Origin of the sequence: Aquimarina discodermiae (genome assembly GCF_040786235.1) — a bacterium.
Taxonomy (GTDB): Bacteria; Bacteroidota; Bacteroidia; order Flavobacteriales; family Flavobacteriaceae; genus Aquimarina.
This window is the reverse complement of the sequence record NZ_JBFMKP010000014.1, coordinates 73677-92408: the sequence shown is the minus strand read 5'-3', so window position 1 is coordinate 92408 and position 18732 is coordinate 73677. Positions and strand designations below refer to the sequence as shown.

Sequence of the window (18732 nt, the reverse complement as noted above, 5' to 3'; positions counted from 1 at the left end):
GGGTAAGTTAAAATCGGAACTGGTATAACATAGTGAGATTCTGAAATAAATTCGGAATCTCACTAAAATTACTGTCTGTGAATAAAAATTATTTTAGCTTAACACTCAATTCTTAATTTCTAGTTTGTTTCCAGAAATCCAGGTTTTAAACTCATCGCCATAATACAAATATGCGGTACTTGCCGGTGATTGATAGCTACCTGCGATATCTGCCTTCAAATCCAAACGAATAGTATTTGTTTCTAGTGCTTTAAAAGACCTCCAATAAAACACCAGATAATTATCAAATATCTCATAATAAGCTACCTTATTTTGTTCTACTAGTTCTTTTAACTGCCACGGTTGCGGCGTGGTTCCAGAAGGTACTCCAATGATCGAAGTTACCATCCCTAGGTGTTCATTTTTCTTATTGATAACATCAATCGTCATGCTTACATTATCTCCTACCTTATAGTCTTTATCTGCTATAGTAGTTTTTAATGCCAATGAAGCATCTTTGGCAGAGTTGGGCAAAAAGCTATCATAGGTAATGTTTAAGGAATAAGGAAATGTAATTTCGGGATTTGAAAACTGAACTTGCAAATTTTGATTTCCTTCTATAATATACGACGCTATATTATCAATGACAATTTTTCCGTTTTTAGAACTATTTAATTGTTTGTTTAGTACCTTACCATTAAGAGTTAACGTAACAAAATCATTCTTGGTAATCATTTTAGTTTTTTGACTTCTGGTATATACTACCAATGCCTTTAAGGCCATTGATGTAGATTGTGTAGAACCAAATCTATTATGTTTGCGCATACTCACCAAGTAATCAATACCTTGAGTTACTAAAAACGTATCGTAATTTTGTTTTTTCATCAATGCCAATAATGAAAAAGCTGCAGTTTCGATATTCTTGGCATTTCCATAAGAACGTGTAATGGTATTATCTACCGGTAAATCAGAGAAACCATAATTTTCAATATTTTTCTTGATATTAGTAAGTAATAACGCTGCATTTTCTAGTCTACCCATGTTAAAGCTAGCACATGCCATCAATGCCATTCTATAGGTATCATTACTTTTTAGCGCCTCATTATAGGTATGATTATACTCTTCTTCGATATCTACCTCTACCCCCGATTCGCTTATAGCATATACAATATAGGCATTGTTTACGTTCTCTGGAGCAGCAGAAAAACCATACTTCCCTCTGTTTTGTTTAAAACCTCCTTTTCCATTTTTACGACTTAGCAGATACTTGATTGTTCTTTGTAGCATAGGTTCACTAACTCCTTCATATACTTCTTTCATCTCTGTAAACTCCATTAACCCATAGGCTGTTAATGCTTCATGAGGAGGGGTATCGCCATACCATTCAAAACCATCCTGAGCAGTTTCATAAGCCGCTAGTTTTTTATATCCTTTCTTTATAAAATCTAATGCTTTTTTCTCTATCTCGGGATTACTTTTATTGGTTTCCTTAAGATACTTTAACACCAAAATATTGGGGTAGGTACTTGACGACACTTGCTCAAAACAACCATAGGGTTCTCTTATGATTCCTTCTATACCATCCATAACATCACCTATAATATCTGTATATAATGCAAAGTTAGCTTTAAGACTACCTTTTACCATATTGTCTATGGAAAACTGGAAGGATTGTGATTTGACTCCAGAAACAGAAACCCGGGTCGGAAAATAAGGACTTAGAATCGTAGCTTCTCTTTTTATAGTATCAGAAAACTCATCAGACTCTAATGCAAGTGCAATATGTACTTTTTCTGCTTTTTTTATCGGAATAACCTTTACCTGCTGAACTACCGAACTATTGGCTTCTATGGTTATGTTTTCAGTAAAAGGTTCTAGCAATTTTAGATGCTCTGGTAATTCAACTGTTAACTTTGTAGCTATCTTTTGGGTGGTTTCATTCGTTATAGTAACCGGTAAAGTAATGGTATCATTTAGTACCATATAATTAGGGGCTTTAAAATCTACATTCAAAAGCTTTTTGGTCGCATACACTTTCTTTTGTCTACCCACCAACCCATTATAACCTAATCCTTCAGCTATAATTTGAAAAGAGGTAATTGCATCAGAATTATAAAACTCAATCTCGGCCTTCCCATTTTCATCGGTTTGTACAACGGGATTCCAATAAATAGTTTGTCTAAAATCATTACGCTCTGTAGAAAGTTTTTCTCCCTGATAAACAGGAGCATAAAACTGTTTTGCCCGATACAAGCCAGAAGGCCCGTAATTATAAAAAGTTCTAATAGTATAGTTGTTATACTTGGCATTGTTTAGTTTCTTTTTACCCCGATTATTATTAAAATTTTGATTTTTTGTTGTAACCATAATGACACCGTTGGCAGCGGCACTACCATACAAACTAGTAGCAGCTGCATTCTTTAAAACGGTAACACTGCTTACTTCATTCCCGTTTAGTTTTGACAAAACATTGGTAGCATAGGGAACACCATCTATAACTGTTAACGGTTGATTATTTCCTGATATCGAATTAGCTCCTCTTATAGAGATACTAGCTCCACTGCCATGAATCCTATTGCCATTTACAATAGTAACACCCGCTATTTGTCCCTGTAATAATTGTGCAATAGATTCATTACTTTCTATTTCATGGGTCTCAATTTTAACTATAGAGGTACTAACTAGTTTCTTTTTACTGGTTCCATATCCTAGAACCATAATTTCTTCTAGATTCGAACTATCTGCTGACAAAGCAACAGATGCTGTTGCTTCCTTCTTTACCGATTGTTTGACAGGGTTATTAAATTTAGAAGGTAGATACTTACCTTCTATAGAAGCTTCCTTAGTAGTTTCAACAGCAATGGTATTGAAAAAACCATTTGTTTTTGTGTGTTCGACAATTTCTAGCTTCCTACCATCTTCTGCATAGGCGATTAAAGTTAACCGATGGCTTTTATCGAACTTAAAAGAAAAATCACCGTTACTGTCGCTTTTAAAGACTAAGACTTTATTTCCTTGTTCATCAAACAATAACAAAGTAGCTGCTACCGGGTTTCCTTTACGATCAACCACTTTTCCTGATTGAGTTGCCAATTGCTCAGGTTTATATTGGGCTTCTTCAATAGGAATTGGTTTCAGCATATAATTCCTCCAGCCATGGGTTAACATCACATAATCTATTGCTTGATACGATTTTTTCTCTTTTGGATTAAAATAGAAGCTCGGTTTATATATGCTTCCCTTTAATTCAGATGACAATAATAGGTACGATAAAATATGATCTTGTTTATCATTTGCAAAAGACAATAGTTTATTATCTGCAATTGCAATAGACAAATTTGAAGGAACGGGACAATTGTCCTTATCTTTTGTGAATATAGCTACTTTTACCTTTTCACGAGTTTGATAAATTTCCTTGTCCAATTGTACATCAATAGTTAGCTGTTTATGTGCATTGATAAAAACCAGTCGTTCTGCTAATGGGTTTTGATTTTTGTCGGTAATACTAAATGTTGTAATTCCAATGGGAAACTTCTGTGTATCAATATCAATGATATCCTGCCCACTTTTGATAGTTTGTTTTAATAGTATCTTACAGGCATTAGAAACTTCTAAATACAATGGTTTTGTTAATGTAGAATGTACATGAAGTTTTGTGACCAAGGAATCAGAACTTACGGCAAAATTTACCCCATCTTTATAAATTTTAGGAAACGATATTCTTTCTTCTGAAGTGAATGGAGCTTTTATTTCTGCATAATATTTTTGGTTTGTAACAGGGGTAAGGTAAAAAGATCCCATCCCATCATGAAAACTAGCAAACGATGTTACCACAGTCCCGCTATTATTTATAATATTTCCTTCTACAGCTACAGGTTTTCCAAATTCGTCTATCGCCTTAAAAGCCACTTGGCTTTTAATACCTTCTAATAGTTTTCCGCTTTCCGGAAAGAATTGTAGGTCTATCGTATTCAAAACAACAGGAACACTTTTAGAAATGGATTCTGTAGTTCCTTTATGAGGAATTTGAACAATTAAGACTACATCTCGTGATGCTAAGTTATCAGGAAGTTGAAATCGTATGTTTGCTTTTCCTTCTATATTGGTAAGTATATTTTTTGATTGGATAACGTTTCCTTTTACAGATACTTTATACGTAACATCTGTATTGCTTATTGGGTTGTTTTTTAAATCCTTAATATCAAAATTTGCAGTAACCCATGATGATTTTCCGTATCCTTCTTTTTCAAACTCTAAGGATAAAAGTACATTAGGTTTTACTATTTTTTGTACCGTAATCTTCTTGGTAAATACCGCTTCTTTTTCATAATTATGCATCCAATTGGTAAACGTTCTAATGCTATAGATACCACCAACCCAATCTTTATCGATTGTAAAATCACCATAAGCATATCCCTGGTGAATCGATAATTTGATTGTTTTTACAGTGCTTCCCTGTGGTGAAATTAATTCGGCATACATGATATCACTTAATGTCGAAATGGTATTATCCATACCTACCACATAAGATTTAAACCAAATAGTTTCTCCCGGAAAATAAAAAGGTCTATCGGTTTGCGTATATATCTTTTCTATCACACAGTCTTCTACTTCCTGAGCTTTTAATGGCATCGATAAACCCATAAAAAATAGGGCGATACCTACTACTAGCAATTTATATCCTGATTCTTTCATATCTATATTTTTAACTTTAAGGTGAGCCCAATCTCGCTCTGAAGCGGGGTATTAAAAAAATTAAGCTCCTGACCAGATGAATTCCCATAAAGGCTACTATAAGGCGTATGACCTCTATATTTTGACCATGTATATATATTCTTTGCGTATACTCCTAATCTACATTCTCGTAAAAAACGTTCTTTGTTATCATTATCATCAAAAAGTGTGTATGAAATATCTACCGACTTTATGTTGATATAACTTGCGTCTACAATTGCTTCTTCTGCAACACCTGCAAAGCCATAGCGTACAAATCGATTTTCAGAAATTGGATTATTTGGGTTGTAAAAATCTACTGGGATTGTATTTGCATTTCCTTGTTGATCAACTCCAGCAAAAACATAATTGTTGGTATTTCGTTCTACAGCAGATTGCTCAGATGTTCCCAGGTAATTCAATACATTTTGGGTTCCGTTCCAGATATCTCCTCCTTTTTGAACATCTACAACTACGTTAAGTTCTAATTTTTTCCATTCAAAAGTATTGTTAATCCCAATATTATAATCTGGGACTGGATCTCCAATTATTTGCGGAGTTGCCGCCACCATAGGAAATCCATCATCACCAATAATCACATTATTTTGGTTATCTCGTGCATACGCAGACCCAATAAGTACCCCTGCAGACTCTCCTACTATCAAATTTTTCGAAACCGTAGAAAATCCTGCTATCGGTATTCGTGCAGAATTATCTGCCACTTCTAGCGTCTCGGTGTTATAGGTAGAAAAAGATATAGTTGGCTGGTAATAAAACTCATCGCCTAACCTTATTCTTGAATCGATAGTAAATTCGAAGCCTTTGGTTCGTATATCGGCTACATTTCTTAATTGAAAAACACCATTATCTATAACAGGAAATACACTTCCTTTTGTTTTTGAATCATAATAAGTAATATCAACGTTTGTATTACCTCCTAAAAGATAAAGACCAAAGGATGCATTTAGTTCGTAATTCTCTTTCTTCTCAAGATCAATCGAAGCATCAATAAATAAATCATTGTTTGATGTATTGGTTAAACTTTCTTCTGGAGCTATCAACAGACTATTGTGACTTAAATTACTATAATAAAGAGGGTTGTCATTGATATCAAATGAAGTATTAGAAGATATCAAAAGTTTATTAATACCATATATATTGAATAATTCTTTCAGATCAACCTTTAGAGATAAGGATGGCAAAAACCAATTATTATCCTGAATAGATGAATAATAAGAGTTATTCATGAACTTAAATTCCCAGGCGTTATGTATCTCATATCGAAATTGATGTAGTAGTCTAACGGTATTTCTGGATATTGATTGATTGATTTCTAGACTACTTAAAGGGTTATTAAATGTAAAATTTTCGAAACCAGAAGATTGCTGAAATAAAAACTTTAAATCATCATAGTTGTAATGAACGATCGATTTTAATCCAATCTTATTATTGTTAAGGTATCCGGAATAATCAAAGTTAATTACAGCATTTATGTTTTGAGTCTCAATATCTTTATGACTCAAAAAACCATTTTCAAAACCAACTGTTCCTTTTGTTACTCCAAATTCTTGCTTTTGTTTAGTATAGTTATAACTTAATTTACTTTCTAAACCTATCTCTTTTGTAATATCCATATCATTCTGAATACTGGCAGTAAAAGATCGGTCTTTTATCATATTACGATGATTATTTAGTAACCATAGAGGATTGTTAAACGATGTGCTAAAACTCCTTTGACTATTATCAGGTAGTATGGTTCCCTGCTGATTGCTAAAAGAAGGTGGTGTGGCCCATTGATTAAGAAGAAGGTTATTTTGAAAACCGTTACTATTAGGTTTATTATTCCTAATGGTTCGATAGGTAATAAAAGAATTCCACCCCATAGTATTGTACAGTTTTTTCTTTTTATAGCTCGCCATTAACCTATTATTAGTACTTCGTTCTCTATCGTATATGTCTTTAGAATTTTCATTTAAAAAATCAAACCCAAAGAGTTCTGCATCTGTTGAAATATTAAAAAATACTTTGTGAGAATTGTTATATGTGGTTTCTAATAAAGAATTATCATAACTACTCGATGGATTTCCGTTGCCTGTACCGGTATTTACCAATGCTCCATTACTATCATACAAATATGTATTTCCATCAAATTCGAGTGTATTTAGTAAAGGCCCATATGAAAAAATGTTACCTGTTTCGGCTCCCTGAAAAGAAAGTGCTCCATTTAGAGGAGTTCCCTGACTATAAGATCGCTGCAATTCTGGAAGGTTTTTATCTCTTATATATCGAACTCCAAAACTTGGCCGATAGCCAACCTCAAAATATACATCTGGACGGAAGTATGTTAAGTTTACTTTATCCTTCTCTATAGCTATCCCTTTAATTCTATTGTACTGAAAATAGGAGTTATTCTTATTATAAGTGGTATTAGAATTCTCAACAGTTTGAATAGTATACGCTGCCTTTTTAATATTCTTAACAGCTTTAGCATACGCATCAGAAGTTACTGGTGCTACAGAAATATATGATATGCCTCTTTCTGATACCCCATTAAACATTTCGGGAGTTACCACCACTTCTTTGTTTAACAAACCTACAAAAGAAAAAACAAGTATGTCGCCAACCTTGCATTCTATCCTATAATTTCCATCAAAATCTGTTAAAGTACTAAGACTACCTCCTTTCACATAGATATTAGCTCCAGGTAATGGGTTACCATCATCATGTAATAAAACTCCCGATACAATACCTTCCTGACCATAGCTTATTAAGGGGATCCATAAAAAAACAAGTAGTAGTATTCGTAATCTATTTCTCATCGTAGGGTAAAGTTTTGCTATACGTTTAATTTTCTTTTATGTTGCCAAAAGTACCATTGTTACTATACAGTTTAAACTAAAAATGAGTGAAACATAATTTTGATTGAGTAAAGTGTACTTATTTGAGATATCAAAGATTTATATAGTATCACAAAATCTAGCATTTTTACACTTCCTATTGTGATCTATGATCTGCTACGTTATCTTTGATCCTAATTTCTATATTCTTTTTAATCCATGTCCAAAGCATTTTTAATCGCGGCCCCCTGGAGCAACTCAGGAAAAACAACCCTTACACTGGGTTTGTCTCGTTGGTTTGTTAATCAAGGGTATAGTGTACAACCTTTTAAATGTGGACCAGATTATATCGACACCATACATCATAGTACTGCAGCGCGACAAGCCGCTGTTAATCTGGATACCATAATGATGCCTGAAGATCATGTAATCGAGGTTTTCAAAAAATATCAACAGCAAGCCGATATTAGTATTGTAGAAGGTGTCATGGGATTGTTTGATGGGGCCGTAAAAGATCACGGCAGCTCGGCATCGATTGCCAAATTATTGGATATTCCGGTTATTTTGGTGGTTAATGCCAGTAGTATGGCGTATACAATCGCGCCCATTTTACATGGGTTAAAAACTTTTGATCCCGAGGTGAAGATAGCAGGAGTTATTTTCAATTTTGTAAAAACAGCTTCGCACTATGCTTTTCTAAAAGAAGCCTGTGATACGGTAGGTATTCAATCTCTGGGATACATTCCGCCTAATGATGACATTAACATCCCGTCTCGGCATTTAGGATTGCATATAGACGATACCTTTGAAACCGTTATTGAAAAAGCAGCTACACATATTGCAGATCATATTTCTATTCAAGATCTTTTAGAGCTATCGCAAAACACTCAAAGTTTTCGAAGAGAAATAAAGACTCAAAAAACAACTCCCAAAGTCAAAGCCAAAACCATTGCAATTGCCAAAGATGCTGCCTTTAGTTTTACCTATTTAGAAAATTTAAAATGGTTAGAAACCATAGGAAATATAGTTTACTTCAGCCCTATAAAAGATACCATACTTCCTGAAGCAGATTATATATATTTGGCAGGTGGTTATCCAGAATTATACCTGCAAGAACTATCTCAGAATACCCAGATGAGAACCCAAATTAAAGAAGCAGCAAATCGAGGAGTAAAAATCTTTGCCGAATGTGGAGGGATGATGTATTTGGGAAACTCGATTATAGATGAGAATGGAGCAGCACACCCAATGGCAGGTGTATTTGAGTTTAGTACTTCTATGGAGCATAAGAAACTATCGTTAGGTTATCGAAAAGTGCTATTTAATACTATAGAAATCTGGGGACATGAATTTCATTATTCCAGCATACTGAACGATGATGAAATAGCAACCGTAGCCCAGGTATTTTCGGCGAGAGAAAAAGAAGTTACCACAAAAATTTATAGATATAAAAACGTTTATGCAAGCTACATTCATTTGTATTGGGCAGCAATAAATCCTACTACAGAGTTTGGGTTAAAACAAGAAAATATATGCATCTAATCGCAACCATACCCGGAGGGTGGAACCCTAATGATGATGGGATTTTTTATATAGAACAACAACCAGGAGACATCGTTTTTTTAAGTGCTGGTGATACTGAAATTCATACCATAAACGAGGCATATAAAGAATTACATAAGGCAGAAGGTGACACCTTACCAAGCCTGCGAATGACCAACCTTGTTTACCTAAAACAAGAACTAACGATCGATACCTATCTCGAAGAAGTACTCGAAAAAGCAAAGGTAATTGTGTGTAGTATGTTAGGAGGACTTAGCTATTACAAATACTTAGTAGAATCATTGGTTACGCTACAAGAACGCGTTGGTAACACTGTTTTATTTTTACCTGCTCACGAACCCGATTTTGAATTGATGAAATTATCTTCTGCAGAGATACAAATTGTACATCAATCTCGACAATATCTGCAAGAAGGAGGAAAAGAAAATGCGATAGCATTCCTTAACTATCTACGAAACACCTTTTTTGATACCAACATCGATATTGCTCCGGCCCAGTCAATCGCCGATGTATTTTTATATACTATAGATGCTGGAATGGTTACTCAAGAAATGCTAGCATCCTCTTTGAATAGTGACAAACCCAATGTAGTATTACTGGCATATCGTACCCATTATCTAGCCGATAATATGTCACCACTACAAGCAATGAGTGAAGCATTAAATGCTCGTAAAATGAATGCATTCGTTGTTTTTGCCAGTAACCTTAGAGATGCTAAACTATTAGAGCAGGTAGAACGATTGATGACCAATACTGGTAAGCGCACCATACATACCATTATTAATACCACAGGATTTACCATCAAACCCATGGATGGTTCTGAGTTTATTTTTGAAAAAATAAAAGTACCCGTCCTACAAGCCATATTCTCTACCGCAAATAAAGAAGTTTGGGAAGAAGGACTTTTTGGATTACCACCTACAGATATTGCCATGAATATTGCTTTGCCAGAAATTGATGGACGTATCATTGGTCGTGCCGTTTCCTTTAAAAAAGAAGTCGAAAAAGATGACCTTACCGATAGTTCGATCTTAAAATACGAGGCGCATATCCCTGCTTGCGAATTTATGGCCGAACTGGCACAGCGATGGGCCACATTACAATATAAAAAGAATAGCGAAAAAAAAGTAGCGGTTATTTTACCCAACTACCCCAATAAAGATAGTCGCCTGGCAAACGGCGTAGGATTAGATACCCCAGAAAGTTGTATCGTTTTATTAGATGCTCTTAAAACCAAAGGATATGATGTAGGTGAGCAGTTACCAACCAGTGGTACCGAATTAATGCATTGGATTACACAAATGACTACCAACGATGTGGCAACAACGATGACTCGACCTCATTCGTTGGTTTTTGACCACAAAGATTTTCAAAATTGTTTTTCGGCATTATCAAAAGGGTTACGAGAAAAAGTAATAGAACAATGGGGCACACCAGAAGAGGATCCCTATTTTACAGGTACTGGTTTTATCGTATCAGGGTTTTTAGTAGGAAATATTTTTGTTAGTATCCAACCTTCCAGAGGATATAATCAAGATCCACAAGCAATTTATCATTCTCCCGATTTACCACCTACCTATCAATATTTGGCGTATTATTTTTGGTTACAACAAGAATATCATGCAGATGCGGTCATTCATTTAGGAAAACATGGTAATCTCGAGTGGTTGCCCGGTAAAAGCGTATCGCTAGATCCAGCATCTTGTTTCCCGGCAGCTGTGTTTGGAGCCTTACCACACTTCTACCCTTTTATCATTAATGACCCGGGAGAAGGAACGCAAGCAAAAAGAAGAAACCAAGCCGTGATTATAGATCATTTGATCCCACCAATGACTAGAGCAGAAAGTTATGGTAGTTTGATGAAATTAGAACATTTGGTTGATGAATACTACGAAGCCTCTTCTTTAGACCCGAAACGATCTCGAGTACTTGAAAAAGAAATTGCCCTATTGGTAAAGGAAACGAAGCTAAATGTAGATTTAGGGATTTCGTCTGATGATGTAGATGAATTATTAGTAAAACTAGATGGATATTTATGTGAGCTGAAAGAAGCACAGATTAGAGATGGGTTACATATCTTCGGAAAAGCGCCTGTCGATGAGCAATTAATTGATTTACTCATTGCATTGCATCGTGTACCGGGCTATCACCAAGAAGGAATTACACAAGTGCTTGCAAAAGATTTGGGCATCAAAGAAAATATACTAGAAATCCCCTATACAGAAGAGATGAACCTTACCATTGAAGGCGCTTTTTGCAAAACAGCGGGACAAGTTGTTGCTCAATTAGAAACTATTGCAAAAAAGCTTCTAATCCAATTTCTTGAAAATGGAATACTACCAAAGTCTTATCCATTATTAAGTGAAATGCTGCAAGTTATTAAAAATAACACCTTACAAAAAGTACAGCAGACCACCGACGAATTACAGTTTTTATTAGATGGTTTAAATGGTCATTATGTGCCCTCTGGTCCTTCTGGAGCGCCTACTAGAGGTCGATTAGATTTATTACCAACAGGGCGAAATTTCTATTCTGTAGATGTACGTACTATTCCTACCGAAACAGCATATCGTCTCGGAGAGAAAAGTGCCCAGTTGATTATCGATCGATATTTACAAGAAAATGGAGACTATCCAGAAACGATCGGGGTTTCTGTTTGGGGTACATCTACCATGCGTACAGGAGGAGATGATATTGCACAGGCATTTGCACTAATGGGTGTTCGGCCTATTTGGAAAAATGCAAATCGTAGAGTAACAGATTTTGAGGTAGTACCACTCATCAAATTGGGGAGACCAAGAGTAGATGTTACGCTTAGAATCTCAGGTTTTTTTAGAGATGCTTTCCCAGATGTGATCAATCTGTTTAATGCTGTAGTTGCACGTTTGGCAAACCTCGATGAACCCATAGAAGATAACCCGATTCGAAAACGTTTTTTAGAAGAACAAAATCAATGGCAAGAACAAGGTCTACCACAGGAAGAAGCCTCGCAACGTGCCTTGTATAGAGTATTTGGATCTAAACCTGGTGCGTACGGAGCAGGACTACAAGCCGTAATTGATGAGAAAAACTGGCAAACACAAGAAGATCTTGCCAAAGTATATATCAATTGGAGTGGATATGCCTATGGTAACTCTAAAAAAGGAGTTTCTGCACATGAATCTTTTCAAAATAGATTGCAAGCCATGCAAATTGTCATGCAAAATCAAGATAATAGGGAACACGACATTCTGGATAGTGATGATTATTACCAATTTCATGGGGGATTGGCAAATGCGGTAAAAGCAACTAAAGGTGATGAAGCCGAGATTTATTTTGGAGATCACTCGAGACCCGAAACTCCTAAAATAAAAACATTGAAAGAAGAATTGCTAAAAGTATACCGTTCTAGAGTAGTGAATCCAAAATGGATCAAGGGTGTACAAAGACATGGGTACAAAGGAGCTTTCGAAATGGCTGCCACCCTAGATTACCTGTTTGCCTATGATGCAACCACCAATCTTATCGATGATTTTATGTACGAAGGTATTACAGAAAGTTATTTACTGACTCCAGAAAACAAAGAATTTATACAACAAAATAATCCCTGGGCTCTTAAAGATATGAGTGAACGACTACTCGAAGCCATACAAAGGGGTATGTGGGCAAATCCTTCTGATGAAATTAAAACCCAATTAGAAGAATTGTATATGGAAGGTGAAGGATTGGTTGAATGAGGTTTTTATACCAGTTCTTAAATGATTTTACCGTTAACTGAATTGAATTGTTTTTGATTCAGGTGAGAAAGAAAATTTATGGATAGCAGGGCTATCGATATATTTTATTTTGAAATATGGAGCAAAAAGAAACAATTTTAGTAGGTAATATCATTTGAGAAATGGTATTATCACAAAAAATAATGAATTACACAAGAAACAAAACCACACTAGAAGAAAATGGATATGCTATTGTAAACAATTTATATTCGAACACTGAAATTGATCAAATAATTGATTGCATAGCACAAGGCGAACAAGAAACTAGTTCATTTCATAAAACAAAGGATTTATTTGCGATTCGACAATTGATGAAGAATATCCCTGAATTATCAGGTTTATTATTTAATCAAAAACTTATTACATTAATTGATAGTTTTTCGACATCAGATTACTTTCTAACCAAAGCCATTTACTTTGATAAACCTAGTATGTCAAACTGGTTTGTGGCTTATCATCAGGATTTAAGTATTTCTGTTGACCAAAAAACAGATCTGGATAACTATAAGAATTGGACTTTTAAAAAAGGACAATATGGGGTGCAACCACCTCTTCATATTCTACAGAATACGATAACTATACGAATTCATCTAGATGATACCGATAAAAACAATGGAGCCTTAAAAGTAATTCCAAAATCACACTTAGAAGGAATTATAAGAGTAGAATCGAAAGAATGGGACACCAAAAAAGAACATATTTGCGAAGTAAAAAAAGGAGGAATCATGCTTATGAAACCTCTTACCTTACATGCTTCAAACAGAACGCTTAACGACAAACAAAGACGCGTTATTCATTTAGAGTTTAATAGTCTTCAACTACATGAGCCTTTAAACTGGTTAGAGTATTTGATGATAAAAGATGAGGTATAGGATAACTACCAAGAATGAAATAAAAATTTTGAAATAGCAAGAATCGGGTTTTTTAGCCTTCGGTATACGCATACTTTTGTGTTAAAATACTATATAAAATGAGTAAACAACACATCAATTATGATCGAATTGCCAAAGCAATTGATTATATCAGCACAAATTTTAAGGAGCAACCTTCTCTGGATCAAATTGCAGAAAGTGTGCATTTAAGTCCGCATCATTTTCAACGACTTTTTACAGATAGGGCAGGTGTAAGTCCCAAAAAGTTTATACAATACATTAGTATCAATCATGCCAAGCAATTATTAAAAAACAAACAAGCTACCTTGTTCGATACTGCATATGAGACAGGACTTTCTGGAACCAGCCGCTTACATGATTTATTTGTAAATATTGAAGGAATGACTCCGGGCGAATATAAGAACGGAGGAGAAAATCTATCCATTTGCTATAGTTTTACTGAGAGTCCTTTTGGTAAGATCATTGTAGCCTCTACCTCTAAAGGAATTTGTCATATGGCTTTTTTTGAAGAGCAAAAAGAAGCGTTTGATATACTAAAGAAAAGATTTCCCAATGCCAATTATAACCAGGTAGTGGACACCATACAACAAAATGCCCTGTTCATATTTAGAAACGATTGGAGTAAGTTAAACAAAATCAAATTACATCTAAACGGAACTCCGTTTCAGCTAAAGGTATGGGAAACTTTATTAAAGATCCCTATGGGTAATCTATCTACTTATGGTACTATCGCAAAAGAAATAGACAAGCCCAAAGCATCCAGAGCTATCGGTACCGCTATAGGTAGTAACTCTGTTGCTTTTTTGATTCCTTGTCATCGAGTGATTCAATCTACTGGTACTATCGGGGGATATCGGTGGGGAGGCACTCGAAAATCTGCAATCATAGGTTGGGAAGCTGCAAAAATGAACAGTTTATGATACACCATACCGATATCGCAGCTGCCAGCTTAAGAATTCTCATCAGAACACAACAAATATGTTATGGCGGCAATAAGAAATTAAAGATTTACGGTACGCTACACTGCAAATCTGGTAAACGAATGAACAAAGAAAACCGTGTATTTTTTTCGACCAAAGAAGAGGCATTAGAAAATAATTTTCGCCCTTGTGGTCATTGTTTACGAAAAGAGTATAATGAATGGAAAATAAACTCCAATTATATATAACCACAGCATATTTCTATAAAACCAAAGTAATATTTTATCACCCTTTTAAGGCTATTGTAATCCTAAAAAATAGAATGCGTTAGAGAATATAGTAACCCGTTGTGCATTTAGGTAATATTAATTTTTAGATTATTGATATTTCTATTGAATTCAAATCTATTGATATATTGAATGATTGTCATTGCCGTTATCTTAGATAAGATTCGGTTTTTAAATCCGTCGAAAGATTTAGCATAATTCCTTCTGATCATAAATTGATCACAAAGTTGGGAGAATAATGTTTCAATACGTTTTCTGGATTTCTTGAAAACATAAGGTTGTTCTTTATAATTATGTTGGTTAGTTCTCATAGGTGTTTCAATCCTAATATTATGACATTCAAATAGGTTTAATTGATATTCTGCTGATAAATACCCTCTATCACCAAGCAATACACAGTTCTCTAATTGATGTTTTACATCCTTTAAATAGTTGACATCATGTACAGAAGCTGGACTAATATCCATACTCTCTATAACGCCTTGTGTAGAACAAACAGCATGAAGTTTGTAGCCATAATAATGACTTGATTGACTGGCGCAATATCCTTTTTCAGGCAAACTGTAGTATTGCTCTTTGCATATTTTACTTCTAGAACTTCTGGATAATTTACAGACTTCTAAAGGCATACTGTCAACGATATAATAATGTTGAAATTGATTCAACCTAATTACCAATTCTTTGCGAAGTGATTCTCTAAAAGCAAAGAGTTTTCGTTTCCTTCTATTGTAAACACTTCGTTCTATTTTGGTAGATAAATTAGATGGTAAAATTCGAAACAGTTGACATTCACTATCAATACTCATATACTCTGAAGTTAAATCTATAGCAATGAGTTCTTTATCTCTCAGTTTAGGCTTACGTATTTGATGTAAATAATCCATTTCAGAATCTAATTCTTTTAAAACCTTGAGTATTTTATTGTAATTTGCTTGAAAGTTGTGCATAGAAATTATAGTGTGGTAACTACAATTTACTGCCTTTTAGCAGTTTGCACAACTTTTTCTAAATGCACAACGGGTTAATTAATATAAAAACAGAAATTATAAAAATGAGAAAACAGTTTTTAACAGTTTTAATCATTATTCTTGGCTTACAAGGGTATTCACAAACAGCTTTTAAAAAAGGGTATATTATTAATAACTCGAGCAAAAAAATAGAGTGTTTGATTAAAGATTTGGACTGGAGAAATAACCCTACAAAATTTGAATATAAATTAAATGAAGATGCCAATGTTAAAATAGGAACGTTAGCAACTGTAAAGGAGTTTGTGATAGCAGAAGAGACTAAATATGTTAGATTTAAAGGTGATATCGATAGATCAATCTCAACCGATAATATAAATATGATGAAATATGATAAAGACCCTATTTTTAGAGAAGAGAAATTATTTTTAAAAGTATTATTAGAAGGAAAGTCCAATCTATACCAGTATCATTCAGAATCGCTAACAAGATATTTTTATAAAACCGAAAATGGAGATATTGAACAGTTGATTTATAAAAAATATAAAGTAGAAGAACATAAAATTGCAGAGAATACAAGATATAAAGAACAGTTATGGAGAGATCTTAAGTGTTCTGACATTTCTATTAAAACTTTTAATAGTTTAGATTATAAAAAGAATGATTTAATCAATTTTTTTATAGCGTATAACGAATGCTATAATTCAGAATTTATTAGGTATCGAAAAAAGCGTAAAGAAGGATTATTTAATATAAATATAAGACCTGGTATGAATAACTCTTCGTTACATATACATAACTCGTTAGTTTCTAGAAGCGCGAATTTTGGTAAAAAAATAAGTTTTAGAATGGGGGTTGAGCTAGAGTATGTGCTACCTTTTAATAATAATAAATGGGCAATATTATTTGAGCCTACTTATAGATCATATGAATCTGAAGTAGAATTTAACTATTTTCAAACAATTGCAAATCCTATAAATTTTAAAGTAGATTATACTTCAATAGAATTTCCTGTAGGTGTTCGGTACTATTCTTTTATTAGTGACAATTCGAAATTATTTTTTAATGGATCATATGCTTTAGAATATGTAATATCGGACTCAGTCAAAAGTAGCGGTGGATCTCAATCTCCAGTTTTAGATATAAAAACAAGTGGTAATTTATCGTTTGGGGCAGGTTATACATTTAAAAATAAGTTTAGTGCCGAATTTAGGTTTAGTATACCTAGAGAAGTATTAGGGAATTATGTGTTTTGGAGTTCTGATTTTAAAAATGTATCTCTAATATTGGGATACACTATTTTTAGTAACAAAAAAATAGAGGTTAATTAACAAATTAATTTGATTCATTCACCCTTCATTTATCAATGTGTAGGGTGATTTTTTTATAAAAAAATAAAAAACACTTTTCTGTGGTAACAATATTCATGTTAATGACATAAACTTTAGACTAATAATTAATTAATTAATATAAAAACAGAAATTATAAAAATGAGAAAACAGTTTTTAACAGTTTTAATCATTATTCTTGGTTTACAAGGGTATTCACAAACAGTTTTTAAAAAAGGGTATATTATTAATAACTCGAGCAAAAAAATAGAGTGTTTGATTAAAGATTTGGACTGGAGTAATGCTCCAAAAAAAATTGAATATAAATTAAATGAAAATGCCAATATTAAAGTAGGAACGTTAGCAACGATAAAAGAATTTGGGATAGCTGAGGAGATCAAATACATTAAGTTTGTTGGTGATATCGATAGGTCAACCAGTAACGTAAATAAGATGGGATATGATAAAAAACCCGTTTTTAAAGAAGAGCAACTTTTTTTAAAAGTACTGGTAGAGGGAAAGGCTAATCTATATGAGTATCAATCAGGATCATTGACAAGATTTTTTTATAAAACCGATGAGAGAAGTATTGAACAGCTGATTTATAAAAAATATAAATTAGGAGAGTATAAGTTTGCCGAGAACACAAGGTATATGGAACAACTTTGGAGTAATCTAAAGTGTTCGGATATATCTGTGCTAGATATCAATAAATTACACTACAGAAAAAAACAATTAATTAACTTTTTTGTTTCGTATAACGAATGCCATAATTCAGAATATGCGAGGTATCGAAAAAAGCGTAAGCAAGGATTATTTAATATAAGTATAAGACCTGGTATTAATAGTTCCTCATTATTTTTAGAAAGCAGATCAAATCCTATAATATTGCCAGCCTCCAGAAACGTGGATTTCGAAAAGGAATTAAGTTTTAGAATAGGAGTAGAATTAGAGTATGTTCTACCATTTAATAATAATAAATGGTCTGTGTTATTTGAACCTACCTATAGATCATATACTCCCGAAATGGAATTCAATTATTTAATCAATGGAGGTAGAATTTTAAGAACGACTACCGTTAAAGTAGATTATACTTCTATAGAACTTCCTATAGGAGTTCGATTTTATTCTTTTATCACTGACAATTCGAAATTGTTTTTTAATGTATCCTATGCTTTGGAGTATGTGATGTCAGGTTCAATAGAAAGCAGCAATGGATATTTACCACCTGTTTTAGATGTAGAGACAGATGGTAATTTGTCTTTAGGAATTGGATATACGTTCAAAAATAAGTTTAGTGCAGAATTTAGGTATAGTGCATCTAGGGACATAGTAAGTGAGTTTTCATTATGGAATTCCGACTTTAAAAATGTATCCCTAATACTGGGTTATACTATTTTTAATAATAAAAACAAGTCGAAAAAATAAATCGTTATCTAATAAATAGATTCAATAGAATTACCCTTCATTTGTCAAAGTGGGGGGTGATTTT

The 18732-nt window shown here is 33.7% G+C and carries 10 protein-coding genes; 7 read left to right on the top strand and 3 right to left on the bottom strand.

Annotated elements, in window-relative coordinates:
- Positions 1-105 precede the first annotated feature (105 nt).
- Positions 106-4674, bottom strand: coding sequence for a TonB-dependent receptor plug domain-containing protein (locus tag ABW636_RS10625; protein ID WP_367589963.1), 4569 nt, complete (start codon positions 4672-4674; stop codon positions 106-108).
- 2 nt (positions 4675-4676) lie between these two features.
- A complete protein-coding gene (locus ABW636_RS10620) occupies positions 4677-7511 on the bottom strand; it encodes a carboxypeptidase-like regulatory domain-containing protein (RefSeq protein WP_367589962.1) in 2835 nt (944 codons plus the stop codon).
- 237 nt (positions 7512-7748) lie between these two features.
- Here ABW636_RS10620 and ABW636_RS10615 point away from each other — a divergent pair, with 237 nt between their 5' ends.
- The 5 genes from ABW636_RS10615 to ABW636_RS10595 all read left to right on the top strand — a co-directional run bounded on the left by ABW636_RS10615 (position 7749) and on the right by ABW636_RS10595 (position 14908).
- On the top strand, positions 7749-9071 hold the full coding sequence (locus tag ABW636_RS10615; protein ID WP_367589961.1) for a cobyrinic acid a,c-diamide synthase CobB: 1323 nt from the start codon (positions 7749-7751) through the stop codon (positions 9069-9071).
- Complete coding sequence (cobN, locus tag ABW636_RS10610) at positions 9062-12808, top strand: cobaltochelatase subunit CobN (RefSeq protein ID WP_367589960.1); 3747 nt, start codon at positions 9062-9064, stop codon at positions 12806-12808. The genes ABW636_RS10615 and cobN overlap by 10 nt, the downstream gene beginning before the upstream one ends.
- A gap of 182 nt (positions 12809-12990) precedes the next feature.
- Complete coding sequence (locus ABW636_RS10605; protein ID WP_367589959.1) at positions 12991-13719, top strand: phytanoyl-CoA dioxygenase family protein; 729 nt, start codon at positions 12991-12993, stop codon at positions 13717-13719.
- Positions 13720-13817: 98 nt separating this feature from the next.
- On the top strand, positions 13818-14660 hold the full coding sequence (locus ABW636_RS10600) for a methylated-DNA--[protein]-cysteine S-methyltransferase (protein ID WP_367589958.1): 843 nt from the start codon (positions 13818-13820) through the stop codon (positions 14658-14660).
- Positions 14657-14908: an Ada metal-binding domain-containing protein gene (locus ABW636_RS10595; protein WP_367589957.1), complete on the top strand. Its 252-nt coding sequence runs from the start codon at positions 14657-14659 to the stop codon at positions 14906-14908. The genes ABW636_RS10600 and ABW636_RS10595 overlap by 4 nt, the downstream gene beginning before the upstream one ends.
- A gap of 107 nt (positions 14909-15015) precedes the next feature.
- On the opposite strand, the gene ABW636_RS10590 is transcribed toward ABW636_RS10595, so the two are convergent.
- A complete protein-coding gene (locus tag ABW636_RS10590) occupies positions 15016-15894 on the bottom strand; it encodes an IS982 family transposase (RefSeq protein ID WP_367589956.1) in 879 nt (292 codons plus the stop codon).
- 104 nt (positions 15895-15998) lie between these two features.
- Between ABW636_RS10590 and ABW636_RS10585 the strand changes: the two genes are divergently transcribed.
- Together ABW636_RS10585 and ABW636_RS10580 are read left to right on the top strand one after the other, a co-directional pair.
- Complete coding sequence (locus ABW636_RS10585) at positions 15999-17243, top strand: outer membrane beta-barrel protein (RefSeq protein ID WP_367589955.1); 1245 nt, start codon at positions 15999-16001, stop codon at positions 17241-17243.
- 159 nt (positions 17244-17402) lie between these two features.
- Complete coding sequence (locus ABW636_RS10580; protein WP_367589954.1) at positions 17403-18668, top strand: outer membrane beta-barrel protein; 1266 nt, start codon at positions 17403-17405, stop codon at positions 18666-18668.
- Positions 18669-18732 lie beyond the last annotated feature (64 nt).